Source organism: Paenibacillus sp. HGF5 (assembly GCF_000204455.1).
Lineage (GTDB): Bacteria > Bacillota > Bacilli > Paenibacillales > Paenibacillaceae > Paenibacillus_AQ > Paenibacillus_AQ lautus_A.
The window spans coordinates 54,637-80,558 of sequence record NZ_AEXS01000026.1 but is presented as its reverse complement, the minus strand read 5'-3'; the positions used below and the strand labels follow the sequence as shown (position 1 = coordinate 80,558).

Sequence of the window (25,922 nt, the reverse complement as noted above, 5' to 3'; positions counted from 1 at the left end):
TACCATTTGTATACTACTTGTTACCATCGGAAGGCGATGGACGCTGGTTCATTTTTTGCCGTTTCACGTTTTTACGGTTGATTAACGTGGGTCTTGTTACCATGGCCCACCATGGAACTCGGACCAGCACGTCTTTTTGGTCTAACGGGATAAATGGAGCGAACGGCGTAAGATACGGCAAACCGAATGATCGCAAGCCGGCTAGGTGTATCAGCATGGCGAGTAATCCTGCCATAATCCCAAAGAGCCCTAAAGTTGCCGCCAATATCATAAAACCGAATCGAAGCAGTCTGGCGGAGTTGGCTATGCTCACGGAAGGCGCAACAAAGCTCGCGATGGCGGTAAATGCAACGATGATCACCATGGCAGCAGACACTAAACCTGCCTGTACAGCGGCTTGACCCAGTACTAATGCGCCAACGATGGATATCGCAGAACCCATCGCCCTGGGCATGCGCACACCGGCTTCCCTTAATACTTCGAACGTAATCTCCATAGCCAAGGCTTCGACAACGGCGGGAAAAGGGATGCCTTCCCGCTGTGCTGCAAGGCTGATTAGCAGGGTCGTTGGCAGCATTTCTTGATGGAACGTGGAGATGGCAATATAAAGCGAAGGAAGAAGCATCGACACCACAAAGGAAATGATGCGCAACAGGCGCAAAAAAGTGGCGATATCGAACTTTTGGTAGTAGTCTTCGCTCGATTGAAACAATTTGAATATGGTGATGGGAGCAATCAGCGCAAACGGCGTCCCATCAACCAAAATGGCGATTTTCCCTTCCAGGATCGCACCGGCGACAGCATCGGGGCGCTCCGTATTGGTGATGGTCGGAAAGGGGGTGAATGTTGTATCTTGTATAAACTCTTCGATATACCCGCTCTCCAGGATGCTGTCGGTATCGATCCGGTCTAAACGATTCAATATTTCCTGTACGATCTTATCATTGGCGATGCCATTCAAATACATAACGGCAACATCCGTTTGGGTGACGCGGCCAATCTTGCGGTCCACGATCCAGAGGTTCGGGCTTTTAATCTTCCGACGGATTAAGGCGGTATTCGTGCGGATATTTTCGGTGAAGCCTTCCTTCGGGCCGCGAACGACGGTCTGGGATTGAGGCTCTTCTACTCCGCGTTCTTCTCCTCCGATAGAGCTGGCGATAACGCCATGAGAGGATCCGTCGATGAGAATGACAGTATTGCCTTCAAGGAGGGCAGAGATCAATGGCTCCATATGCTCCAAATCGCTAATGCTGCCAATGGATAAGAAACGGTTTTTGATAATGGACAAGATTTCTGCAGGGACAGAGGTATGCAGTTCTTCGTCGTAATCCTTTGAGGTTAAGGATTGCATGATCGAGTGATTGATGGTGAGCGTATCAACCAATCCATCGATATAAATAACGGCCAGGGTATGTTCGCTTCCAAGCATATGACTTAGGGTGCGAATGATGATATCCCGGCTGTGGCCGGTTTGTTCCCGGATTCTATGTAAATTCTGATCCAAGCGGTCGGATAGACGAGAGGCTTCGGCGGTTTGCTTCGTTTGCTCGTTATGATGAAGCAGGGCCGTATTCGATGGGGGTTGCTTTGTTCGTTTAAAAAAGGCCACGGGATCAGCTCGCTTTGACAAGATTCATACGATCTAAAGTTCCCTAATTCTGGTTTAATATTCTTTGGGCGAACCGCTCGAGATCGAACCGGTTATCGTCTCACTTCTCGGAAACCGTTAACCCGTCTGATCTCATCGCTTTTGTGAATTTGCGAGGCAGGTTAGTTTAACTATAAGTGTTTTTTCGTCTGCACAGATCGGCGAATCAATGGTATTTTAGAGTTAGCTTGAATCGCTCGAATAAGTGGAAAAAAACTTGGAGGCTTAGGGTAATGAAAAAAAGGCTTGAAACACGGATAGAAGGGGACCGCATTGTGCTCCGTCCTGTAAGGGAAGATGAATTCGATGTATACTTCGAATTATTGCAGGATGCGGAGTCTAACCGATTAACGGGAACGCAGCAGACGTTCACCAAGGATTCGATTGCGGCTTGGATTCATAACATCGGCTACGCCCATGAGGATCGCCTGGATATGATGATTGCGGAGAAGGAATCGGACGAATTAATCGGAGAAGTGGTCCTGAACGAAATCAACCTCAACAATCGCAGCGGCAATATCCGCATATCGATCTCCGGTTCGCACAGCAATAAAGGATACGGCACGGAGGCCTTGAAGCTTATGCTGCGTTATGGTTTCGAAAGTTTATGTCTGCACCGTATCGAGTTAGGCGTATATGCGTTTAATCCGCGGGCCATCCATGTCTACGAGAAGCTTGGCTTCGTACGGGAAGGTACCCTGCGAGACTCGCTATATTGGGACGGAACATTCCATGATATGATTGTAATGTCGATTCTGGAGGAAGAATATCGGCAGCTGCCATAGTCATTCCTGTATCCCTATATCATATTACGAAAGAAGTCGCCAGAATCGGCGACTTCTTTATTTGCTTTTATAATTGGAGGTTCTTCTTAATGAGATGTCGAGAAGCGAAACCACTTGGAGCTCTCTTAAGTGAGTTATTCAAATTACTAACGATAATGTATAAAAATCCAAACTCAGTTGTAAAATCCAGGAACCAGCTTTCGATACACTGGTCAAGGTAGAGGGAATTTAGGTACAATAGCTATACATTCTCAGTATTTAAGATCGGAGACAGCGACTATGGAGAATCAGAGAAAAATCATATTATTTCAGGGTGATTCGATAACCGACGGCAATTGGGGAAGAAATCAGGACCCTAATCATATTTTGGGACACGGCTACGTCTATCTCATAGCAGCGCAGCTCGGATTGGAATTCGCCCAGAGCCAGCCGCTATTTATAAATCGCGGGGTCAGCGGCAACCGCGTATCGGATTTATATGCTAGATGGAACGAAGATGCCTTTAGCTTGAAGCCTGATCTCATCAGTATTCTGGCAGGTGTGAACGATGCAGGCTGTATCCTTCAAGGTCAGCCCGAAGGAGCAACAGACCGTTTCGAACGAATCTATCGCCAGCTGTTGAGCGAAACAAGGGAAGTTCTCCCGGAAACCGGCCTGGTGCTGTGCGAGCCTTTTGTTTTGCGAACGGCGGCTACCGCGAATGGATGGGATCAATGGCGCAGCAAGATCGATGAATACGGTTCAATCGTTCGGCAGCTGGCAGAGGAATATCACACGCTTTTTGTTCCTTTGCAGGAAGTATTCAACCAAGCAGCCCAAAACGTTACGGCGGAATACTGGTTATGGGACGGTGTTCATCCTACGGCAGCGGGACACCAGTTGTTGGCCAGGGAGTGGCTAAAGACCGTCCAGCAAAGTGACTTGGCTATCCGATGATGAATAGGAGTTCTATAGATATGAAGTCTCATGTATCCGACCGGATTAAACTCCCTCCGGGATTTTGGACAGGATTAAGACAAATGGGGATTGCCGCTGAGGACGTGGCCCGCAAAGCGCGCTTGCCGCTTACGATCATCACTGGAGCGGAAGTCACCACCGCCCAATACTTCGCGATTTGGCAGGCGTATTCCGATCTCGTGGGTGATCTGGCCAAAGGCATCGTCGAGCTTGCAACCGTCTTTGAAACGGCGAAGTACCCGCCAACCGTCTTAGCGACTTACCACGCTCGTGACTATCGCGAGGCTTTATATCGAATGTCCCGGTACAAACAGCTTTGCCCCCCTGAAGGTTTGCGTATCACCGAGGAGGGCGAGCTCTGCACGATTGATCTGGAGTGGGGGAACAGCCTGCAGACCGGTCCGCCGATGCTGGTCGGAATCACGCTGGCATATCTGCTTGAGCTCGGACGCCGGGGGACAGGTCAACCGTTGAGGGCACGACTCGTGGAATTTTCCGAGCCTATGGGCGATGTAGAGACTCTTGAAGCTTTTTTTGGCTGCCGAATCCGGTTCGGCGCAGCACGCAATCGGCTCTCGCTGCTTCGACAAGATCTGGATCGTCCCTTTATCTCTTACAATGAAGAACTGCTGGAGATTCTGACTCCCGCCCTGGACCGATCGCTTGATGAACGGCGGAACAGTCGTTCCGTTTCCGATGTGGTCAAATGGTTCTTGAAACGCTGCCTCATCGGAGGGCGTCCCGACATTCACGTTGTCGCGAAAGAAATGGGAATGAGCGACCGTACCCTGCAGCGCAAGCTGACAGATGAAAACACGAGCTACAAGCAGCTGTTGACACAAGCCAGACATGAGCAGGCGATCGAGTATTTGGCAGACCCTTCTATCGATATTAAAGAAGTGGCGTTTATGATTGGTTATGCAGACCAGAACTCATTCTACCGCGCGTTCCGCATGTGGGAAGGCGATACCCCTTCGAATTGGCGCGCTGCCAACATGGATACCCGCTCGATGGCAGCAATTCGGCCTGAATTTCCGAATCTTCAGGAATGAAGATTTCCAACCAGATTCCAAAGATTCCAAGTGTGGCGCGAGAAGCAAGAACTTTGGCGCCATGGGCTAGTTACCCGTCTATCCATACAAGGTAATATAATCATGATCCAAATTACAAAGGAGAAATGTTTATATTATGAATATGGAATTAAACAATAAAACAGCGTTGGTTACAGGCTCTACAAAAGGAATAGGCAAGGCCATTGCCATTGAACTTGCCAGAGAGGGAGTCCATGTTCTCATTAACGGACGAAATGATGAAGAGGTTGAACGAACCGTACATGAAATAAAATCGAAATTTCCGAATACCTCTCCGCAAAAGGCAACCGCCGATTTGGTGGATATCGGTCAACGAGAGGCTCTATTCGAAAAATACCCTCATGTTGATATTCTGGTTAACAATATGGGGATATACGAAATCATGTCGTACGAGGACGTTGACGATGAAGTATGGGAGACATACTTCCGCACCAACGTGCTGGCTGCAAACGGATTAACCAAATTTTATTTGCCTGGCATGCTGAAGAATGATTTTGGCCGCATTATCTTTATGGCGAGTGAAGAAGCCGTAATGCCTTCCGGACAAATGCCGCAGTACTGCATGACAAAATCCATGCTGTTATCCTTGGCCAAAAGCTTGTCCAAATTAACGAGAGGAACTGAAGTTACCGTCAATACGATCATGCCGGGACCGACTCTCTCCGAGAACGTGCAGCATATTATCGAAGGTATATACGCGAATGAAGATATGACCTTTTCGGAAAAAGAGAAGGCATTCATGGCTGCGAACCTGCCTCAATCTGAAATTCAACGATTCATTAGGCCTGTTGAGATTGGCAGACTGGCAACATTTCTATGCAGTCCTTATGCTTCCGCGTTTAAAGGTTCTCCCATTCGTATGGATGGGGGAATGGTTCCGACCATTTTCTAACGTTCATGAAATAACAATGTTGGCTTCAAACAACAAAAGCTTGGGATCCCAATTTGAGATCTCCAAGCTTTTTTGTTGTTTTGCTGTAATGATGGGTGTTACTCGCTTATTAGCTCCAGCTTGTTCAGCCTTTTGTGGTACACCATGCGAGACAGTCCGATGCTGATCTCATATAAGAGGAACAGCGGCACGATGACGAGAATATCCGACACAAAATCCGGCGGCGTTATGGTGACGGCTGCAATCGTCAGCAGCAAATAGGCAATTTTCCGCATTTTCGATAATCGCAGCGGATTCAGAATGCCGATCGACGTTAAGAACATGATGACAACCGGCATTTCGAACAGAACGCCGAACGGTACGGTCATATTGATCATGAAGCGGAAGTATTTTTCGGCGGTATAGGCCGTAATGAAATGATTCGAGAGCGAATCCAGGAAGGACAGGACCATAGGGTATACGATAAAGTAGCCAAAGGCCAGGCCTGCGAGAAAGAGTCCCCCGATTGCGGGGATATACGCCAAGGAAGCCCGGCGTTCCACGGTGCTCAGACCGGGGACGACAAATCGCCATACTTGAAAACCGGCTACCGGCATCGTCACCGCAAGGGCGATCACACCGGCAATCATGAAGTATACCCAAATCACATCCGTTGGTCCCAGCACTTGGAGCTGCCCCTCAACGTCGCGAGTCAGCATTTCGTACAGCGGTTCCACATATAGAAAAGCGGCACAAAGGGCCACCAAGAAGGTGCCCAATGTGATGAGGATCCGCTTGCGGAGCTCCGTTAAGTGCTCTAGTAGATGCAGCTCCTGCTCCTGTCCCTGCTCGGTCATTTCAATTTGTCTCCGTCTTGGATATCATCCGCTGAAACCAGTTCCCGCGTGGAGTTCTTGAATTCGCTGAGCGTTCGGCCGAAGGCCCGTCCTAGTTCAGGCAGCTTCGAAGGGCCGAAGATAATCAAGGCGATCAACAAGATGAGAATCAATCCTGTCACGCCGATGTTTCCTAGAGGCATATGATCAACTCCTTTAGCTATTTTTTATCCGAAGCCATTCGAAGCAGCTCCGAAATATCCCTGGCTATCGACTCGTCGCGCGGTGAATCATGCAGCTTCGTGGCAATGCGGTCTATCAGCGCAGGTGCTTGCGGATTGGTCACCGTTAGAATTTGCACTTCTTCATTAAACATCTTCTTCACTTGCTCTTTGGCTTGCGACATATTATCGTTGTCCACGGCCTTGACTCCCATTACACCTTCGTTCGGCTCACCTTTGCCCGACATTCCTTCCGTCTGACTTAACACCTTCTTCTGCATGCTGTCATAGTGGTTGGAAGAAACCTTTGATTCTGCGCGTGCCAGGACAATCGTGTCATTCAGGACAAAAGCTTTCACTCCGTCAATGCCTTGACCTGCAAGTCGTGACTGTACATGGGAAGAGACGCCGCCTTCATGCAGGCTGGATGAACCGATCATGCTGTACACGGACATGCCCATACCGCTTGTGGTTTTGCCTTGGACGTTGGTTGTTTCGGTTTTCGGCCCATGATAGCTCGGAATCACATCGGCACTGTGCAGGTGAACGGTGTCGGCATTACCTGGCTGGGTGGACTGCGCATTTTGTTGATTATCTGTTTGATTCAAGCAGGCTGTTAATGAAAGAAGCAGTACGGATCCCAAGAGGGGACCTTTCCACCTGCTCCAAAATGGTTTCATGAGCATTCGCCTCCATATCGGTAGTAATTTTATCATGCCCGGTTGGAGAATAATGTATGAATGAAATTTTGATGGGGACAATACCCATTATTCAAAATGATGAAGAGTAGGGGTGCTGAAAGTTTGAGCGAACAAGACCAACAACAAACCAAACCAGCGAAGCCTGACGGCTCGCAGACGATGTCACGGCGGAAGTTCCTGAGAAACTCCGGTTATGCCGTGGGAGGTGTCGTGCTGGGCGGTGTACTCGGATATCTTCTGCCAAAGCAGAAAACTCCGCCTGCAGCACCGGCGCCTGCGCAGAATGAAAACAACTACAACCAAGCGTTAATGTTCTTTAACCAAGAACAATATAGGATCACGGAGGCAGCCGTAGAGCGCATTTTTCCGGCGGATGACAATGGTCCTGGAGCCAAAGAGCTGGGCGCTGCATTTTTCATCGACCACCAGCTGGCCGGTGATTGGGGTTTCAATGCAAGAGATTATATGCAGCCCCCTTTCTATGTTGGAGAGAAAACGCAAGGCTATCAGGGCCGATTAAGACGGCGAGAGATATTCTACATCGGTCTCCGCGAGATTCAAAACTACAGTCAGAAAAAGTATCAAAAAGACTTCCCGAGCCTGGCGCCGGAGGAACAGGATGCCGTGTTAACTGCCTTTCAGAACGACGAGGTCAAATTGACAACAATCTCGGCCAGCGGGTTCTTCAACCTGCTTCGCAGCAGCACATTGGAAGGAGTCTACAGCGATCCCCTATACGGTGGCAATAAAAATATGCAGGGCTGGACGATGCGCCAATATCCGGGTAACCAAATGGCTTACACGAATATTATTGAGAAGAATTTCACCGTCATCCCGCCGAAGAGTTTAAAGGACCACCTATAACAGCTCATCTATAGCGAAAGGAGTACACAAATGGCCAAAAAATTACCGAAAACGGATGTTGTCATTATCGGCGTCGGCTGGGCTGGCGGGATTATCGCCTCGGAATTGACCAAGAAGGGTTTATCCGTCGTCGGTTTGGAAAGAGGCAAAGAAAGGGTAACGGAAGACTACTACATGGCTCACGATGAGCTCCGTTACGCGCTTCGGTACGATTTAATGCAGGACCTTTCCAAAGAAACGATTACCTTTCGCAGCACCGAAAAAATACGTGCACTGCCGATGAGGCAGTACGGGTCGTTTCTGTTAGGGGAGGGACTGGGAGGAGCCGGCGTGCACTGGAACGGGCAAACGTTCCGTTTCCTGCCCTACGATTTTAAAATCCGGAGCATGACGGAAGAGCGTTATGGGAAAGATAAAATACCGCCGGAAATGACGATCCAGGACTGGGGCATCACCTACGATCAGCTCGAGCCGTATTTTGATAAGTTCGAGAAGACGACCGGCATCTCGGGCGAGGAAAACCCCTTGGCAGGGAAACGTTCGAATCCGTACCCTACGCCGCCCATGCTCCACACGCCATCCATGAAGATGTTTGCGGATGCTGCGAAAAACCTGAAGCTCAATCCGTATACGGTTCCTTCTGCCAATCTGTCAGAAAGCTACACGAATCCGGATGGCATATCAAGAGCCGCATGCCAGTATTGCGGATACTGCGAGCGGTTTGGCTGCGAATACGGAGCGAAAGCGGATCCTGTCGTTACCGTAATTCCTGTTGCGAAAAAAACCGGAAAGTTCGAAATCCGAACCCATTCTTATGTTAGAAGAATTCTGCATAAGGGCGGAAAGGCAACGGGCGTCATGTACACGGACCTCACGACCGGAGAGGAAATCGAACAACCGGCGGATATCGTAGTATCCACGGGATACGTATTTAACAATACCCGTTTGATGCTCCTCTCTAAAATCGGCAAACCATACGACTCGTCCAGCGGGACGGGCGTGATTGGCAAAAACTATGCCTATCAGGTGATCAAGGGGAATGCCGCCGGATTTTTTGAGGATAAATTCAATCTGTTTGCCGGTGCGGGAAGCCTAGGTATGGGTCTGGACGATTTTAACGGCGACAATTTCGATCATTCGGACTTGAAGTTCATTCATGGGGGGAACATTGCCCACACCATAACCGGACAAAGACCCATTCAAAACAATCCGGTTCCGGAAGAATCACCGCGTTGGGGAAAAGAGTTTAAGGCGAATTCCTTGAAGTATGCAAACAGCGTGCTGTCCGTAGGCTCTCAGGGCTCATCAATGCCTTTCCGGCATCACTATCTGGATTTGGATCCAACCTATAAGGACGCATTCGGAGACCCGTTGATTCGAATCACGTTTGATTTCGAAGAGCAGGACCGCCAGTTGGCCAGGTACCTTTCCGATCGCTGCGCGGAGATTGTGCAGGAGATGGGAGGCCAGAACATTATGAAATTGAAGGAACTGGGACCTTACGAAATTACGACATACCAATCGACTCATAATACCGGCGGGGTCATTATGGGAGAGAACCCTGGCAATTCGGCCGTCAACAACTACATGCAAATGTGGGATATGGAAAATTTGTTTGTGGTAGGCGCATCCGCTTTCCCGCATAATAGCGGCTATAATCCGACCGGGACGGTCGGGGCTCTTGCTTATCGCACAGCGGAGGGAATTGTGGAATACAGCAAAAAAGGCGGGCTGTTAGTATAGCTTGCATTATACAAAAGGAGGCAGTTTCAGAAATGTTCAAAAAAGGGTTACTGTTTGTACTGCTATTGACAACTTTTGCTTTTGCAGCGGTAGCATGCGGCGGCAATAATACATCCGAGCCTGCTCCAGCTCCTGCAGAAAACGGCGGGCAAGCTCCGGAAGGAGCAACCGGCGGGGATGCCACCAACGATGAAGCCATGTCACTGTACAATGCCAACTGCATGGCTTGCCATGCTACCGATTTAGGCGGAGGCGGAAGCTTTCCCAGCCTGCAAAACGTAGGATCCAAATATGATGCCAGCCAAATTGCCGGCATCATCACGAATGGGCGCAATGGAATGCCGGCATTCCAAGGCAAGCTGACGGAAGACGAAATTAATGTACTGTCCCAATGGTTGGCTGCCAAAAAATAAGACGAACCGATTGAAAGAAAGCAGGACCCTCATGATACAATGCAGATACGGATGCATTGTAATCATGAGGGTTTATTATATTGTACAAGGAATTTTGAAACGATCTAGGAGGGGCTTTGAGAAACATGACAGAAGCATTTGTATCCCCCCATAGTACCTGTTCCCTGGATTGCAGTTCGGTCGTTTGTTTTTTTGCCGGTGTTCTGACCTATCGGAATAACTTTGAAGACGCAGCCAGCGAAATAGCCCGAAGATACCCAAATGCCAAAATTGTGATGATCTTTCCTTACGGGATGGCCAACGGCAGGGAGGGGGCCGCTTTATTCCGTCTGTTGGCCCGGCAGCTTACTCAAGTCGGCTATGATCTGGCGCGTGAGTGCTCCCTTCGAGTAATCAACGCTGCGGAGATCCTCCGCGACCATGCCGCAGGCTGCGACCGCCTGATCCTGATTGGGCACAGTGCTGGAGGCGTAGTTGCCTACCGGACAGGATTATATATGAAAGAGAAGTTTGGATTGCAGGAAGTTCAGGTGTTTGCCGTGGGGTGTCCCAAATTCTATTTGAAGGATATCCCCTACAATAACCGGTTTACATATATCACGGGCCAGAAACCGGACAGGATCACCCAAATCGGCAGCTGGCGCAAACCCGGTTCGAGAGTGTACCGGGGAAGGCCGGGGCGCGAGATTCAATTGGATTTTAATCCGGATCATCAAGGATGGCGGTTTCATGCGTCCTATTTTCTGAAATCGGCCTGGACCGATTCGAACCAAACGTTCCGTACCAATTCGGAAGACCTGGTCTCCAAAATCCATGAATTGGACTCAGAGAATGAATAGTTACCGTAATAAATATTATGTAAACTAATAATTTCTTTTTGCTTCCTTTACCGAAAAGGTTATACTAATCATTGGGTTTATACGATCGTCATCAGGAGGATATGCATATGGCAATACAAGATGAAGATTCACTACAGAAGAAATTGAGGCCAAGGCATATCAGCTTTATGGCTATGGGCGGCGTCATCGGCACCGGCATATTTAAGGGAAGCGCCGAGACGATCGGTCTCGCCGGACCTGGCGTGATTTTCTCTTATATCTTTGCGGGACTGCTGCTGTTGGTCGTGATGGGTGCCATGACGGAGATGGCTACGGTATATCCGGGTCGAAACATGAAGGACTTTGTTCGGCAAGCGTTCGGAGAGCGGGTATCCTTTGTCATGGGCTGGATGTATTGTTTTATGTGGCTGTCGGTTTGCGTGATCGAAGTGATTGCGGCAGGCAGCTTTCTGCAGTACTGGTTTCCCGACGTACCGCTGTGGATGCTGAGCCTGGCAAGCGCAGCGCTCATTATTCTCATTAATATGATGAGCGTCGGAAGCTTTGGCGAAGTAGAGTTCTGGCTTGCTGGCATCAAAATCGCCATGATTATTATCTTTATCGTGCTCGGGAGCTTACTAATGTTCGGAGTGATTCCGAGCTCCGCTCCCCCGTACCTTCACAATTTCACAGCGCACGGCGGGTTCCTGCCAAACGGATGGTTCGCCATCTTTTCCGCCTTGCTGGTCGTTACCTTTTCGTACGGCGGCTCCGAGCTGATCGGACTCACATTGACCGAAACCGAGCATGCGGACAAAATCCTGCCGAAAGTCGTGCGCAATTTTATTTTACGGGTGATTTTGTTCTTCACGCTGCCGATTCTGATTATATGCGGATTGATTCCGTGGAACCAGCTCGGCGGAGAGACGAGTCCTTTTGTTCAAGTGCTGTCGGCTACCGGGCTTCAGGGTACGGCCCACATCATGAATTTTATTCTCGTGACGGCCGTGCTGTCGGCAGCCAATTCCGGCATCTATGGCGCGACGCGCATGATTTATTCCATGGCAGCCGCCGGAGAGGCGCCCAAGAGCCTGGCTAAAACCACGAACAAAGGCATACCGCTTAATACGCTGAAACTCTGCGCGATCATACTATTAGCAGGTTCCTTGCTTGGATTGATCGCGCAAGACCAGCTGTTCCGGGTTTTGATGGCGGTCCCAGGCTTCGTCGTTGTGCTGGTATGGATCTGCATTTGTTTCTCGCAGCTGAAACTCCGCAAAGCTTATCCGAAGCAGCCCAGCTTTAAGGTATGGGGGTTCCCCTACATTACCGGGGTAACTGCCCTCTGCTTGTCAGTGATCGCGGTCCTGTTTCTTATTGACGGTCAGAACCGGGTCAGCATCAGCGTATGTCTGGCCGTACTGCTGCTATTGGTTGTTTGGTCCATCATGAAATTCAAAAAAGAGAGCAGAGTCGGATAACGGAAGGATGAAGGGCTTCAACTTCACGGTAATCGGACAAGCTGGACATGGTGTCATGATCCGGTTGCGAGCCGCATGGCTGCAAACAAGAAAACCTAATTTAGAAAGAGAAGGCGGCAGAGGAAAGAATCCTCTGCCGCTTTTTTATGCGTGGGAACAAGTAAAGAAAGTGAAAGGAAAGTAAAAAAGGAGAAATTGATAGCGCTTACTTATGGAAATTATAATGAATTATACATATTTTGGAGATGCCTTGGTAGAATCGTCTTCATTAAAAATCTATTGACGAGGGTGCTGATGGGTTTGATGGTACATAAATTTTGCAGTCTGAAATGGCTGTTCATAGCCGGATTCTTCATCTTGATCGTGGTGACGATCCTTTTAATCGCAAAGCCTGCATTTACACAAACACATCATGAAGACGCTTATATCGCGACAGTTGACGGAGTAGAGATTCATGTAAGCGAATTTCAAAGAGCCATCGATGCCAATCGAGCCGGTATCATCAAGTATTTCCATGAAAAATATGATGCTGCACCGTCGGCAGCTTTTTGGACTACGCCATACGGAGGTAACGAGATTCCGCTCGAGTTGATCAAAAAGAAGGCGCTCGAAGATAGCATCAATCAAAAAATTCGACAGATCCTTGCCAAAGAGCAGGGAGTGCTCCCCGATATCAGTTACGCCGGTTTTATGCAAAATTTCAACCTTGAAAATCAGAGAAGGCAACAAGCCATCAAGAATCATCAGGTAATTTTCGGTCCTGCTCAATATACGGAGGAAGCCTATTATGAATACGTGTTGGCGAACACGGTCTTATCGGTCAAGAACCATCTGATGGAACATGACTGGAAGCCGAGTGAACAACAGCTGATCACGTTTTACGAGGCGAACAAGAGAAGGTTGTACCATGCACCCGCAACGGTGAAGGTACGACAATTATCGTTATCTTTTCTGGATGCCAATCGGAATGTCGATACACTTCTCAAAACGCAGGAGAAACGGAAGATCGAGACGGCTAGGGAGAAAATCTCATCCGGGGTTTCTTTTGAGCAAGCCGTAAAGGACATTAAACAAGATGACCGGGTTACGGAGCAGGTCTATAACTTGGATAGTTACAGACACAATGTCAGAAGTCCGGTAGCCCAAGCTTCGGCTGACCTTCTTCCAGGAGAGGTAAGCGAAATTATTGAAGAGAACGGCAGCTTCTATCTCATGCTGTGCATGGAGAAAGATCAGTTAGGTTCCAAGTATCTGGGATTTGACGGTATAAGAGAACAAGTGTTAAAGGACTATATCGATAACCAATATGAGGAGTACGTACGTCAGCGGTTAACCGATGCGAAGGTTGTATTGAATGAGGAGTTGTACAGAAAATTCCTGATGTAATCGCCGATTTGGCATTACATATATAACAATGAAAGGAATGAAGAGGATTGAGCCAATCGTTTTTCAAAAAGCTTATCTGTATGGTTTCGATTTTTTCTTTCGTTTGCAATTGGGTTACCGTTTCACCGTCGACCGCTTTAGCTGCGGGAACCACTTATTATGTGGACAACACAGGGGGAGATGATGGGAATAACGGCACAAGTCAAGACTCTGCATGGAGATCGTTGGATAAAGTGAACGCGACTACCTTTGCCCCAGGCGACAAAATCTTGTTCAAAGCCGGGGAGAGTTGGAACGGCAGACTGTGGCCTAAAGGTTCAGGTTCAAGCGGAAATCCGATCATTATCGATATGTACGGTTCCGGAAGCAAACCATTAATCGCAGGAATTACGTCCGAACTGGAAGCCGTATTTTTGAAAAACCAGGAGTACTGGGAAATCAACAACCTAGAGGTAACAAACAGCTCGCCGCTGCCTTTTGATCGAGATTGGGAGAATCCGCGGGGCCAAAGGCGCGGTGTTTATATCTTGAATGAGGAAGCTGGTTTATTAAATCACATCTATATCAAAAACATGAACATCCATGATGTCGATGGATCGTATACCACACGCTCCGGGGGGATTATTTTCGATTCGGTTGGGTCGATGACACCCAGTGCTTTTAACGATGTTCTCATTGACGGAAATATACTGACGGACGTGGATGCCTATGGCATATACATTGGCTCCAATTGTATCTTGCGCTACGGAATGGGCGATTTATGGCCTTGGGTACCTAAACCATACGGGCCTTGGACGCCGTCTACTCAAGTGAAAATATCCAATAATACGGTCATCAGAGCAGCAACGGGCGGCATCGCGTGGAATGTCACCGATGGAGCGGTAGTCGAGCGCAACACCGTCCAACAAGCTACGTATTTGGCAACCAACGCTTCCATTTGGTGGGCGTATGCGGACAATAATCTTGTTCAATTCAACGAATCGTTTGCCAGCGTGAACGGTGCGGAAGACGGGCATGGCTTCGACGTGGATGCAGGAAACATCAATTCGTTGGTTCAGTACAATTACAGTCATGATAACGCTGGCGGCTTTATGCTGTTCGTAAACGACACGTACTACACAATCAATACCATCGTTAGATATAACATTAGCCAAAACGACAGAAAAAGCATATTCCGATACAGCGGTTCCATTGATAACGTCTATAACTACAATAATACGATATACGTAGGGAAATCATCCGGCAACCCGGTCATGAGCGATTACTTCACCAAGGCATCGGGTGCTCCGCGCAACATTCATAACTATAATAATGTGTACTACAGCGTCGGCGATAAGGGATGGGACTTGACGGGCCAGACGTTTGACTACAACGCATATTACGGAGGGAACACACTGGTGCAGGCCGATGCCCATAAGATAACGGACGATCCAAGATTCGTTGATCCCGGCAGCGGCGGGAATGGCATGGATACAGTACATGGGTACCAATTGCAAGCGAATTCGCCACTCATTGGAGCAGGCATTCGCGTAAGCGATAACGGAGGGCGGGATTATTTCGGCAACCCGATATATAATGGCGCTCCCGATATCGGTGCCCACGAATACGAGGGCAGTGTGCCACCAGCCGGGAACATGCCTGATCCGATCGTCATCGTTCCGAAACGTCCAGCCAGCACACCTGTTGACAATCTGGCTACGCAGGCAGCTGCTAGTACGACATTTGAATCGTCCTCTTCAGGTCCGATCGAACATATCATCGATAATGAATATGACACGGCATGGGAAACCGGCATTACGCCTTCATTTCCGAACGATATCACGCTCGATTTCGGCGAGCAAACGCTGATGGCCAACCAATTGAAGTTAAATACTAGATACGGGCAAGAATGGGGAATCACGAACTTTGATCTTGAATACAACAATGGTTCGGGATGGATTCCCCTGCGTACAAATATTAATCTGACTTGGGATCTGAACACGGGGGCAAACGAGATCAAATCCGTGGAATTCCCACTTACTCGATTCTCTAAAATCAGATTGAAGGTTCATGACGGTGCTAACCAATCGGGGCGAATCGCACTGAACGAGCTTGAATTGTATAACAATCCTGAACTTTCCAAAGATATGGTCACCACAACCTTTGCTACGGGGGCAGGCACCATTACCAGCATCATCGACAACAATTTGAACTCTGCATGGGGAAGTACCGGTGATATTACCTTCCCAGGTTATATTACCCTTGACTACGGCAATCATAGCGTACCGGTCAACAAGGTTACGTTAGTTACGTTTTTTGGAATCGGCCAAGGCATAACTAATTTTGACGTGGAGTATTTCGACGGTAGCCGCTGGGTAACGGCTTTATCTGACGCATCGATCGAATGGGAGTTTAATGACAGCACCAAAGAGCACCAGAGCGTTTCTTTTCCAACGGTAAACGCCTATAAACTTCGACTAAAGGTGAATGACGGGAATCGGATATGGGGGAACATTGCATTAAATGAACTCATTGTTGAGCATACCTCTAATAACGTCCCCGTTATAGGCATTACGTTGGACAAACCGGAGCTCGTGTTTAATTCCTCTTCCGGACGAAGCGTAGAGCTCCAAGCAACGGTTTTGCCGGATCATGCAACCAATAAGAATATGTCATGGAGCACGAATCAAGAGCGGGTGGCAACGGTAGACGATCATGGCATCGTGACTGCAGAAGGGGAAGGAAGGGCTATCATCACGGCCACGACGGACGACGGTGATTTTCAAGCTTCCAGCCATATTACGGTGGATTGGACGGCTCCGGAGCTTACGATAAACCAAGTCGCATCCTCCGAATTCAACACGGGTGTGTTTCAACCCGAATTTGAAATGGCCGACACGCTGTCGGGTATCGACCAAGCAAAAACCGAAGTCATGCTGGATGGGAAGGTCATAACGGATCTAATGGATATAGCTTTATATAAATTTGAGCTGGGTACACATACATTTACGATAAAGGCTATGGACTTAGCAGGGAATGCATCTACACAATCCGTAGACTTCCAAGTGAAAACAAGTTATGCCTCTCTTGAGGAACTGGTTCAACGTTTCGCAGACGAGGGAACAATCAACAACAAAGGGATTGCTAACAGTCTGCTGAAAAAATTGCAAAAACAAAACCTGAGCAGTTTCATTTCAGAAGTACATGCACAAAAAGGGAAGTTTATCTCCACCGAGATTGCGGAATATTTGATACGTGATGCAGCAACGCTCCTTAATCCATAGCAGATTATTTATTCGCCGTCATCCATACCAATATCATGCTGACGGACTCATTAGATTCATAGCCTAAAATTCCATTATTCTCAAAGCTACGGCTCATGCGCAAACTTCCTTGCACGTGAGACCGTAGTTTTTTTTGCCAGTTCATACTCCGTTCATATTGTCGTTACGGGGAGTACATCTTCATTGGTTAAGATTTCATTAGCGGCACATGGAGGAAGCCTAACCAACCGATCAGGACAGGAGAAGATGAGCGTGGCACAAACTGAGAAAATGAATACGAGGAACGGGAAGAAATCCAAGAAAGCACGAAGTATAGTGCTTAAAATCATTGCAGCAATCGTTATTGCCATCATTCTTTTTCTAGGCATTGTTTATATCAGCAATGTGATCAGCAGCCATTCCGAAGCGAAGCGAATAGAGCCCTATGGCCAACAGGTATCTGTCGATGGCAAAAATATGAATGTATATATTCAAGGAGCAGGCGAAGAAACGATTGTACTCCTTCCAGGTGCCGGAACAGCAGCACCCGCTCTTGATTTTAAGCTGCTGATCGATGAATTATCTCCATTTTATAGAGTTGCTGCCATTGAGCCTTTTGGTTATGGCTTAAGTGATGGAACCGATAAAGAACGAACCGCGGATAACATCGTAAGTGAAGTCCATGAAGCTCTGCAGCAGCTTAATATTAACCGTTATACGCTCATGGGCCATTCCATTGCAGGCATTTACGGAATTGATTATGTGAGCAAATATCCAAACGAGGTAACCGCATTTGTCGGCATTGATAGCAGTGTTCCGACACAACCAGGCATGGACGTTACATTCCCAATGAAAAAGTTTGCGTTTCTTAAACAATCAGGTCTTATGCGATTGATGATGAAGCTCGGTCCCGATCCCTATGCTGCTCTAGCATTTGATGACCATACCAAAGAACAAATGAGATTGATTACGAATAAAAACGCGTTAACCGCCACGATATTTAACGAGATGGAGCATATTCCCTCTAATTTTAAAGGGGCACAAGATTTAACCTTCCCTAAAGATCTTCCGCTTCTTCTCTTTGTACAAGCGGATAATCCGGACTTTCCAACCTGGATTCCATTACATGAAGAGCAGGTAAAGGATTCTGACCACGGAAAAGTAATACCCCTTGAAGGAGAACATTATCTGCATCATACCAAGTACAAGGACATTGCAGAAACCTTTAGCGAATTTATCAAAGAAGTAAAAGGGGGGCCAGCCCTTTAACGAAAATGTATGTATAGAATGGATTCAAATGAAAAAGCCGGGTTTTCCTTCATGAAGGAATCCGGCTTTTTGTTGAATCAATGAGTTATTTCTTCGATGGCGTTACCGTTTTGTATTCAATAACTTGCAATACTTTCGGTTCAATAGCTTTTAACATTTGATCATTTGAAAGGTTGTTGGCAGGAGGTTCGCCATTCGCTTCGCTTTGGATTTGTAAATCAACCTGTGATTGTGCAATGACATCCACAACCTGCTGCTTCGATACATTTTTGGATGCTGCAATCTCCACTACGGATTTACCTTTAGCTAATTCTTGTTTTAATTCAATTGGGCTCATGTTTAGTAAGGAAAAAAGTTTGTCGTCATTCAAAAAGGCATCTGCAAAATAATCAGGCTTGCCATTCGTAGTGAAGAAACCTTCTACTTTATCGTCTGATGACGACGTTTCACCTCCAATCAGCGAAAGACTGATGGATTGGTCCTGAACCAGTACCTGGTAGAAGGGGACTGTTGATCCCTTTTGGGTGTAATTCAGCATCAACGTTTTCTGATCCGGGTTCTCCATTGGCTCCATAGCAAACTCATACGCTTTGATGCTGCCGTATAACGCATGGATCAGATGATCGACCTTCGACTTGATTTCCTGTTCTGTTAAAGCCGTGAGCGGCTTCTCCTTAGGCTCCCAATTCTCTTGAATCACGTGTTCGATCTCACCCGTCATACTGTTGGTATGAAGGGCTATCTTTTTGCCGGTTCCTCCTTTTTCCTGGAGGATGATGCTGGTTTGGACACCTTGAACGGTGCTTGCATCGATGATCTCAAACTTTTTGGTTTCGGGAAATGCGCGGTACAGCTTCTCAAGGGTAGCTTTGCCAATCTCATCCGTCTTGACTTGTTCAATGGTCATCGGCGTTCTGGTCAGCATTTCAATCAGGGTAGGTGCAGCAAATGCTGCGGTTGGAATCAAAATCGCCGTTGCTACTATTCCAGCTATAAAACGTTTTTTCATGGTTTTTCCACTCCTTTGTCTTTGCAAATATTGTGTATAGGATTGTTCGATTCGGTGGGTAATGGCTTGAGGGCAATCCAACGTTTCTGCTTCTTTGCGCAGATGCTCTCGGATTTTGCGTTCAATAGTCATTGATCTTTTCCATCCTTTCCGGGGGGAGATTCCATATGTTTTTTCGAAGCGCCTGGATGCCCGCATGATATCTGGACTTGACGGTACCCAGCGGAATATCGAGTAGGGTCGCAATCTCCTCCAGCGTATAGTCGTGAAAAAAGCGGAGGATAATGACCGTTCGCTGTTTATCCGTCAGTTTGTGAATGGCCTGCGATATCATTTGGTTCGTCCCGTCCATCAACACCGAAGGTTGATCCCAATGCGACTCTTCCCGGGAGAAGGCACGAATGCGCTCGAAAATTCGGAATCTCCGCCAGCGCTTGACTCGAAATCTTTGTACTTGACGGATGACGAGGCCATGCAGCCAGAAATGGAAAGGTCGGTTCGTATCGTAATTGGCCAGCGACGTCCACATTTGCATATAAATCTCATTCATGACATCTTCCCGGTCCTGCGGATGATCCACCAGAAAGGAAACGGTCCGGTAGACGTCCTGATAGGTGGCATCATACATCGTATGAAATGCCAGTTGATCACCGTCTTTCATTTGTTTGAGTAATTGGAACATATATTCACTTTGCATTCAGAGGGCCCTCCTGGGTAAGCAGCTTACACCCTATATTGTCTCTGTATCGAAAAAAGGTTCGGGTTCTTGTATATTTTTTTTCTTAAACGATCGCTATGTTACTTTGGATTATAGCCGATGTAAGCTGGAGGAAAGGAAATAACATTGGTTGATAAAATGATGACTCGGCAGTCTCTATTATAGAAGCGCGGGATGTGCATTTACTACGGAATACGTGGAAAAGTAGACGATACTCTATCTGCTGGTCAACAAGGAATAACTTAAAAACCTCGTATCCTTCACGGATACGAGGTTTTTTTAATCATGGAGGGGATTTGAAGATCCATGCCAATCAATGGTGTGACATTGTTATTGGCAAGATCATAACAGATCTCGAATATAAGAGGGAGGTTGCACGTTAATGATGAATGTCGCACTTGTTCATGATGAAGGAGATTTGATTCTCCAATCGGTTCAATCGTTCCTGCGTTTCCGAGTCTCCAGTGCCTTGTCCCCGCAACGCAGCAAGCTCTTGCTTAAGTTGATGGAGATCGTCGCCGGCTTTGGAGCAGTCGTAGTCGCTTTCCAAGTTGTCGAGCATTAGGGTTCCTCCTAGGTTCAAATATGTTGTTCTTCCCTAGTATGGAGGATGCTTCCAAAGTTATTCACGGTTTGGTTAAACCAGCTTTTTCCGGAGTGATCCCGAAATGAAATCGACCACGGTGATCATCACGATGATGCCGAGCAAAATGATGCCGACGCGGTCCCAGTTCCGTGAGCTCAGCGCAAAAATGAGCGGTGTGCCGATGCCGCCTGCGCCGATGACCCCGAGGATGGTGGCGGAGCGGAGGTTAATCTCGAAACGGTAAAGGATATACGAGAGAAAACCCGGCAGCACCTGCGGCAGTACGGCGAATCGCACCATTTGCAGCCGCGTCGCCCCCGCGGCGATCAGTGCCTCGGTCGGACCCGTATCAATCTGCTCCACCTCTTCGGAGAACAGCTTGCCTAGCATGCCGACGGAATGCAGACCTAATGCGAGTACGCCGGCAAAAGATCCGGGCCCGACCGCCTTGATAAACAGCAGCGCCATCACGATTTCGGGAAAAACGCGGATCAAGCTGAGCAGCGTTTTGCCGGAGCCGGAAGCGAATACCGTCCGGCTCATGTTAGCTGCGGCCCAGAAAGCGAACGGGATGCAGATCAATGCCGAGATGACCGTCCCCAATATGGAAATGGCCAGCGTATCAAGCAAGCCCCGAAGCAGATCTTCTCCGCCTGGCAAGTAGACAAAATCCCAATCCGGCGAAAACAAACCGGAGAATATGGCCTTCGTCACCTGACCGGCGGTCTCCTTGATCCCGGAGAACGGAATGCCCGCAAAGGCCCAGATATAAACAACGGCAAGCAGGGCGTAGATCAGTAAGCGGAGGCGGCTTTTTTTCGGTTGGGGAACGACGTTGTTCCATGATTTGCTCATATCCATTTCTCCCGCAATTTCGTACTAAGGTAATCGATCAGTAAGACCATAACCAGGGTGAAGATGATGATCATGCATGTTTTGTCATATTCGAAGAAGCCGAGCGTCACTTCATAATAATGACCGATGCCGCCGGCCCCTACCAGACCGAGTACGGCAGCGGCACGGATGTTGATTTCGAACGTGTACAAGGTGAAGGAAGCGAAATGCGCCCGAATTTGCGGGAAGACGCCATACACGATCAACTGTGCCAGATTTGCACCGACTGCAGTCATGGCCTCCAGAGGACCGGGATCTATTGCTTCCAGCGCTTCATAGGTGAGCTTCGCGATCAAGCCCAGCGAAAAAACGGATAGGGCAAAGATTCCCGGCAGTGGACCGAGTCCCAGTATCGCGACAAAAAAAGCGGCGAGCAGCAGGTCCGGAATCGTACGGACCAAGTTCAGCAAAAAGCGGACCGGATAAGTGATCCAGCGGCTCTTGATCAGATTGCCTGCACATAGCAGCGCCACCGGAACCGCCAAAAAGGCGCCAAGCGTGGTCCCGATCAGCGCCATGCGTATCGTCTCCAGCATCGCCTGCCAGATGTTGTCGAGATAGCTCCACCTCGGCGGGAACATTTCCCGCAGCAGGTCGAGCATGTTCGGCAGACCTTCCACAAGCGCCTTGAAGGTAGCATCCGTCTGAAGCGAACTGCCCCATACCAGAAGCAGCAGGAAAGCCGCCGTTAAGTAATGCTTTAGTTTGCCCGGTGGTTTCGGACGGAGCAGGGGAGGCTGCCCCGGTTGCTCGAATGGCGCCGTATCGAGTTCCATCTTCATACCGCCGTTTCCTCCAATATTCCATCCTTGCCGAATGGCCGTCCGTATATTTCCGTAAATCGCTCGTCCGTCGCGTCCGACACGGGGCCGTCAAAAACAATTTCTCCGTCGCGCATACCGATAATCCGCGTAGCGTACTGCCTAGCCAGATCGATCGAATGCAGATTCACGATGGTCGTAATATCGGATTCCGCGTTAATCCGTTTCAGATCATCCATGACCTGCTTTGTGGTTAAAGGATCCAGGGAAGCCACCGGCTCGTCCGCCAGAATGATCTTGGCCTCCTGCGCCAGCACGCGGGCGATTGCGACCCGCTGCTGCTGTCCGCCGGATAGCTCGTCCGCGCGGGCATACGCCTTTTGGACAATGCCTACCCGATCCAGCGCTTGAAAGGCCAAGTCCATATCGGGCTTGGGAAAACGGCCCAATAGGGTGCGCAGGGTGGAATGGTAGCCAACGCGTCCGGCCAGCACATTGCGAAGCACGGAAGAGCGCTTCACCAGGTTGAAGCTCTGAAAGATCATCCCGATATCCCGGCGGATGCGGCGCAGCTCCTTGCCCTTGGCCGATGTTATCGATTGGCCGCCGATCACGATTTCACCCTCGGTAATGTCATGAAGCCGATTCATCGACCGCAGCAGGGTCGACTTACCGGCACCGGACAACCCGACGATCGCCACGAACTCGCCGCGGCCGATCGTCAGATTTATATGATGTAATCCCTTGGTTCCATTAGCGTATGTTTTTGAAACATTGCGAATTTCAATCATGGCTTTCAGTCCCTTATCTTTTACTCGGTCTTTACCTTTTCGCCATATTCCCGGACAATCTCAAATTGAGTGTCGTCCGATTTGACATAACCTTCATGCGTGTAAATTTCGGAAATGATTTTGTGGCCTTCCTCGTCTTGTCCGATCTCGATAAACGCGTTTTGCAGCTTCTCCACCCATTCGGGGTTCATATCGGAACGCACGCTGATCGTATCGTTCGGAATCTTCTCGGTATAGGTCAGCACACGCGTATCTTCAAACACGGTCGGGTAATCCCCCTTGACGACATTGCGGGCATCCTGGAAGATGGCTGCCGCGTCGACATCGCCGTTCAGCACGGCAAGCACTGCCTGGTCATGACCTTTGACCGTAACCGGCTGAACATCCTTCAGCGGATCCATTCCGTTATCCATCAAGACCGCAGCCGGCCATACATAGCCGGCAGAAGACGAGACGTTCTGGTAGGCGATTTTCTTTCCCTTCAGATCAGCCACGGATTGAATGGCAGCGTCTTTTTTCACGATCAGCATCGCCTTATAAAAATCAACAAGCTCTTCCGTCGGTTCGCCGGTTTCATCCTTAACGCCGAAACGCTGGGCCTGAAGAATGACTTCGGCAGCGTCTTTCTCCTTGGCTAGAACATAGGCGGTGGGCGGCAGGAAGCCGACGTCCACCTTCTTGGAAGCCATTGCTTCTACGATGGTGTTATAGTCGGTCGATACGCTGACCTCTACCGGGATGCCGACTTTATCGGACAATAGCTTCTCGAGCGGTTTAGCTTTGGCCTCAAGCGTGTCCGCATTCTGGGAAGGGACGAATTGCACCGTCAATTTTTCAGGGACGTATCCGGTCGGTTCCGATGCTGGGCTGCTGTCCGCATTCGTACCTTGCGATTTCTCCTGGCTCGCGTTGGCAGCGGCTTTGCCGCCGGTGTCGGCATTCCCTCCGCATCCGCTGAGGACAGCGACGGATAAGAGCAGGGGCATCGTGAATTTCATCCATTTTTTCAAAGCAATGACCTCCGTTTTCTAGATATCATATTTTGTCTTACCTGCTTCACTATAAGGACGGAGTGTTAATGGTCTGTCAATGAATTGATAACTCTTTGTAAAGTTTTGGAATTTTAATATAAAGCTGCATTTCGGTTGATAGAATAGCAAGGAGAAGGTACGAACAGGAGGGATGGCATGAAATCGACGATCACAAGAACGATCGCCGTGCTGGCTACCAGCGACCTGCATGGGCATCTGTATCCAACCGATTACCGAACCCGGGACGAACGGGATATCGGACTCGGCAAGCTGGCGTCCCTGATCCGTGATGAACGGCGCAGACATCCGGACTTGCTGCTGATTGATAACGGAGATGTGATTCAGGGATCCCCGCTGGCTGCCTATGCATTAAAAAACAATGCCGAGATACACCCCATGATTGCGGCTATGAATGGACTGGGTTATGATGCGGCGGTGCTGGGAAACCACGAATTCAATTATGGTATGGGAACCGTGGACAACGTCGTGCGAAGTTCCGTGTTCCCTTGGCTGTCGGCAGGCATCCGACTGCAGGGCAGCAAGAAGCCGGCTTTCGGACGGCCTTACCTGATCAAGGATCTGAACGGCATCAAGGTGGCGGTTCTAGGCGTGACGACGCACTATATTCCGAAATGGGAAAACCCGTTTCACATCCAGGGTCTGGAATTCCATGATGCATTGGAAACCGTCAAGGAATGGGTGCCGCGCATCCGAAGGGAAGAACGGCCCGATGTGATGGTTGTGGCATACCACGGCGGATTCGAGCGTGATATGAAGACGGGGGAGCCGACGGAAAATCTGACGGGAGAAAATCAGGCCTATGCGATGTGTGCTGAGGTGGAGGGCATCGATGTGCTGATCACCGGGCACCAGCATCGCCTGCTGGGTACGCATTTGCATGGGGTGGCGGTCGTTCAGCCAGGCTGCAACGGCCAGGCTATCGGCAAGATCAGCGTTGATCTCGTTCGGGAACAAGAACGCTGGGCCATCGTGGAGAAACGAGCCGAGCTGCTGCGACCGGAGCACGGGACGGCGGCCGATAAGACCGTGCTTTCTTCCAGCGGTGACCTCGAAGATCGGACGCAGGCATGGCTCAACGAAACGATTGGACGCGTTCACGGCAGCATGAGCCTGAGCGATCCGGCAGCCTGCCGGCTTGCGGAGCATCCTTTTATCGAGTTCATTCATCGCGTGCAGCTTGAATTTGCAGGGGTTAACGTTTCCTGCGCGGCTTTACTAAGCGAAACTTCCAAGGGCTTTGGAGAGATCATTACGAGGCGGGATATTCTTACGAACTTCATGTTTCCGAATACCCTGGTCGTGCTGCGCCTGACCGGCAAAGACATCCGGGCCGCGCTGGAGCAGGCGGCCTGCTATTTCGTGGTCGGCCCGAACGGGAGCCCTGCCGTAAATCCGGCATACTTGGAGCCGAAACCCCAGCATTATAACTATGACATGTGGGAAGGCATTGAATATACGCTAAACATTGCGGAGCCCCCGGGATCCAGGGTGATCAAGCTGAAATACAACGGAGTGGATCTCCCGGACGAGAAGGAGCTGGATGTGGTCATGAACAGCTACCGGGCTAGCGGAGGAGGAGACTACGTCATGTTCCGGGGCAAGAGAGTGATTCGCGAGATTCTCATCGATACCGCAGAGTTAGTGGAGGAGTATATATCGGGACGTGGGTTCATAACGGCTTCATGCAATCACAATTGGAAAGTGGTCGTCGAAGCCAATGCCCCGCTTCCAAAGATCGCAAATAAAATCTTGTATTGATGACAATACTTGTCACTATTAGCG

The 25,922-nt window shown here is 49.0% G+C and carries 25 protein-coding genes; 14 read left to right on the top strand and 11 right to left on the bottom strand.

The genetic code is table 11. From position 1 onward, the window contains the following. Positions 1-13: 13 nt before the first annotated feature. Complete coding sequence (locus HMPREF9412_RS05115) at positions 14-1,612, bottom strand: spore germination protein (RefSeq protein ID WP_009590292.1); 1,599 nt, start codon at positions 1,610-1,612, stop codon at positions 14-16. Between the two features lie 272 nt (positions 1,613-1,884). Here HMPREF9412_RS05115 and HMPREF9412_RS05110 point away from each other — a divergent pair, with 272 nt between their 5' ends. The 4 genes from HMPREF9412_RS05110 to HMPREF9412_RS05095 all read left to right on the top strand — a co-directional run bounded on the left by HMPREF9412_RS05110 (position 1,885) and on the right by HMPREF9412_RS05095 (position 5,376). Next, complete coding sequence (locus HMPREF9412_RS05110) at positions 1,885-2,436, top strand: GNAT family N-acetyltransferase (RefSeq protein ID WP_009590255.1); 552 nt, start codon at positions 1,885-1,887, stop codon at positions 2,434-2,436. 279 nt (positions 2,437-2,715) lie between these two features. Next, positions 2,716-3,372: an SGNH/GDSL hydrolase family protein gene (locus HMPREF9412_RS05105; protein WP_009590272.1), complete on the top strand. Its 657-nt coding sequence runs from the start codon at positions 2,716-2,718 to the stop codon at positions 3,370-3,372. 20 nt (positions 3,373-3,392) lie between these two features. After that, positions 3,393-4,445, top strand: coding sequence for an AraC family transcriptional regulator (locus HMPREF9412_RS05100; RefSeq protein WP_009590290.1), 1,053 nt, complete (start codon positions 3,393-3,395; stop codon positions 4,443-4,445). Positions 4,446-4,581: 136 nt separating this feature from the next. Further along, positions 4,582-5,376 (top strand): SDR family NAD(P)-dependent oxidoreductase, encoded by a 795-nt coding sequence (locus HMPREF9412_RS05095; protein ID WP_009590242.1) that lies wholly within the window; start codon positions 4,582-4,584, stop codon positions 5,374-5,376. Between the two features lie 98 nt (positions 5,377-5,474). Here the strand turns inward: HMPREF9412_RS05095 and tatC are convergent, their stop codons facing one another. The 3 genes from tatC to HMPREF9412_RS05080 are packed head-to-tail and all read right to left on the bottom strand — an operon-like array spanning position 5,475 to position 7,092. Next, a complete protein-coding gene (tatC, locus tag HMPREF9412_RS05090) occupies positions 5,475-6,212 on the bottom strand; it encodes a twin-arginine translocase subunit TatC (RefSeq protein ID WP_009590273.1) in 738 nt (245 codons plus the stop codon). Continuing rightward, positions 6,209-6,394 (bottom strand): twin-arginine translocase TatA/TatE family subunit, encoded by a 186-nt coding sequence (gene tatA / locus HMPREF9412_RS05085; RefSeq protein ID WP_009590243.1) that lies wholly within the window; start codon positions 6,392-6,394, stop codon positions 6,209-6,211. The genes tatC and tatA overlap by 4 nt, the downstream gene beginning before the upstream one ends. A gap of 17 nt (positions 6,395-6,411) precedes the next feature. Continuing rightward, positions 6,412-7,092 (bottom strand): hypothetical protein, encoded by a 681-nt coding sequence (locus tag HMPREF9412_RS05080; RefSeq protein WP_009590246.1) that lies wholly within the window; start codon positions 7,090-7,092, stop codon positions 6,412-6,414. Positions 7,093-7,215: 123 nt separating this feature from the next. On the opposite strand from HMPREF9412_RS05080, the gene HMPREF9412_RS05075 reads away from it, so the two are divergent. From HMPREF9412_RS05075 to HMPREF9412_RS05040, 9 genes are all read left to right on the top strand, one after another. Next, on the top strand, positions 7,216-7,977 hold the full coding sequence (locus tag HMPREF9412_RS05075) for a gluconate 2-dehydrogenase subunit 3 family protein (protein ID WP_009590268.1): 762 nt from the start codon (positions 7,216-7,218) through the stop codon (positions 7,975-7,977). 30 nt (positions 7,978-8,007) lie between these two features. After that, positions 8,008-9,720, top strand: a complete 1,713-nt coding sequence (locus tag HMPREF9412_RS05070; protein ID WP_009590224.1) for a GMC family oxidoreductase — start codon at positions 8,008-8,010, stop codon at positions 9,718-9,720. Positions 9,721-9,752: 32 nt separating this feature from the next. Further along, complete coding sequence (locus tag HMPREF9412_RS05065) at positions 9,753-10,133, top strand: c-type cytochrome (RefSeq protein ID WP_009590251.1); 381 nt, start codon at positions 9,753-9,755, stop codon at positions 10,131-10,133. Between the two features lie 125 nt (positions 10,134-10,258). Continuing rightward, the gene (locus tag HMPREF9412_RS05060; protein WP_036671333.1) at positions 10,259-10,972 is read left to right on the top strand and encodes an alpha/beta hydrolase; all 714 of its coding nucleotides are present in this window, start codon (positions 10,259-10,261) and stop codon (positions 10,970-10,972) included. A 107-nt stretch (positions 10,973-11,079) separates the two neighbouring features. Beyond that, complete coding sequence (locus HMPREF9412_RS05055) at positions 11,080-12,432, top strand: amino acid permease (protein ID WP_009590283.1); 1,353 nt, start codon at positions 11,080-11,082, stop codon at positions 12,430-12,432. A 7-nt stretch (positions 12,433-12,439) separates the two neighbouring features. After that, the gene (locus tag HMPREF9412_RS32785) at positions 12,440-12,616 is read left to right on the top strand and encodes a hypothetical protein (RefSeq protein WP_009590261.1); all 177 of its coding nucleotides are present in this window, start codon (positions 12,440-12,442) and stop codon (positions 12,614-12,616) included. A gap of 119 nt (positions 12,617-12,735) precedes the next feature. Further along, positions 12,736-13,818, top strand: coding sequence for a peptidyl-prolyl cis-trans isomerase (locus HMPREF9412_RS05050; protein WP_254664004.1), 1,083 nt, complete (start codon positions 12,736-12,738; stop codon positions 13,816-13,818). Between the two features lie 233 nt (positions 13,819-14,051). Continuing rightward, on the top strand, positions 14,052-17,081 hold the full coding sequence (locus HMPREF9412_RS05045; protein WP_254664003.1) for a discoidin domain-containing protein: 3,030 nt from the start codon (positions 14,052-14,054) through the stop codon (positions 17,079-17,081). A 252-nt stretch (positions 17,082-17,333) separates the two neighbouring features. Then, complete coding sequence (locus HMPREF9412_RS05040; RefSeq protein WP_009590267.1) at positions 17,334-18,329, top strand: alpha/beta hydrolase; 996 nt, start codon at positions 17,334-17,336, stop codon at positions 18,327-18,329. An 85-nt stretch (positions 18,330-18,414) separates the two neighbouring features. Here the strand turns inward: HMPREF9412_RS05040 and HMPREF9412_RS05035 are convergent, their stop codons facing one another. From HMPREF9412_RS05035 to HMPREF9412_RS05005, 7 genes are all read right to left on the bottom strand, one after another. After that, the gene (locus HMPREF9412_RS05035) at positions 18,415-19,470 is read right to left on the bottom strand and encodes a hypothetical protein (RefSeq protein WP_009590219.1); all 1,056 of its coding nucleotides are present in this window, start codon (positions 19,468-19,470) and stop codon (positions 18,415-18,417) included. Further along, positions 19,460-20,035 carry a sigma-70 family RNA polymerase sigma factor gene (locus HMPREF9412_RS05030; RefSeq protein ID WP_009590222.1) on the bottom strand — a complete coding sequence of 192 codons (576 nt, stop codon included), beginning with the start codon at positions 20,033-20,035 and terminating at the stop codon, positions 19,460-19,462. The genes HMPREF9412_RS05035 and HMPREF9412_RS05030 overlap by 11 nt, the downstream gene beginning before the upstream one ends. Before the next feature lie 400 nt (positions 20,036-20,435). Continuing rightward, on the bottom strand, positions 20,436-20,618 hold the full coding sequence (locus HMPREF9412_RS05025) for a hypothetical protein (RefSeq protein ID WP_009590220.1): 183 nt from the start codon (positions 20,616-20,618) through the stop codon (positions 20,436-20,438). A gap of 75 nt (positions 20,619-20,693) precedes the next feature. Further along, complete coding sequence (gene phnE, locus HMPREF9412_RS05020; protein ID WP_009590214.1) at positions 20,694-21,497, bottom strand: phosphonate ABC transporter, permease protein PhnE; 804 nt, start codon at positions 21,495-21,497, stop codon at positions 20,694-20,696. Next, complete coding sequence (gene phnE, locus HMPREF9412_RS05015) at positions 21,494-22,318, bottom strand: phosphonate ABC transporter, permease protein PhnE (protein ID WP_009590228.1); 825 nt, start codon at positions 22,316-22,318, stop codon at positions 21,494-21,496. The genes phnE (HMPREF9412_RS05020) and phnE (HMPREF9412_RS05015) overlap by 4 nt, the downstream gene beginning before the upstream one ends. Further along, on the bottom strand, positions 22,315-23,088 hold the full coding sequence (gene phnC, locus HMPREF9412_RS05010; RefSeq protein ID WP_009590231.1) for a phosphonate ABC transporter ATP-binding protein: 774 nt from the start codon (positions 23,086-23,088) through the stop codon (positions 22,315-22,317). Before phnC ends, phnE (HMPREF9412_RS05015) begins: the two co-directional genes overlap by 4 nt. A gap of 20 nt (positions 23,089-23,108) precedes the next feature. Beyond that, a complete protein-coding gene (locus tag HMPREF9412_RS05005) occupies positions 23,109-24,086 on the bottom strand; it encodes a phosphate/phosphite/phosphonate ABC transporter substrate-binding protein (protein ID WP_036671340.1) in 978 nt (325 codons plus the stop codon). 189 nt (positions 24,087-24,275) lie between these two features. Between HMPREF9412_RS05005 and HMPREF9412_RS05000 the strand changes: the two genes are divergently transcribed. After that, positions 24,276-25,898: a bifunctional metallophosphatase/5'-nucleotidase gene (locus tag HMPREF9412_RS05000; protein WP_009590266.1), complete on the top strand. Its 1,623-nt coding sequence runs from the start codon at positions 24,276-24,278 to the stop codon at positions 25,896-25,898. Positions 25,899-25,922 lie beyond the last annotated feature (24 nt).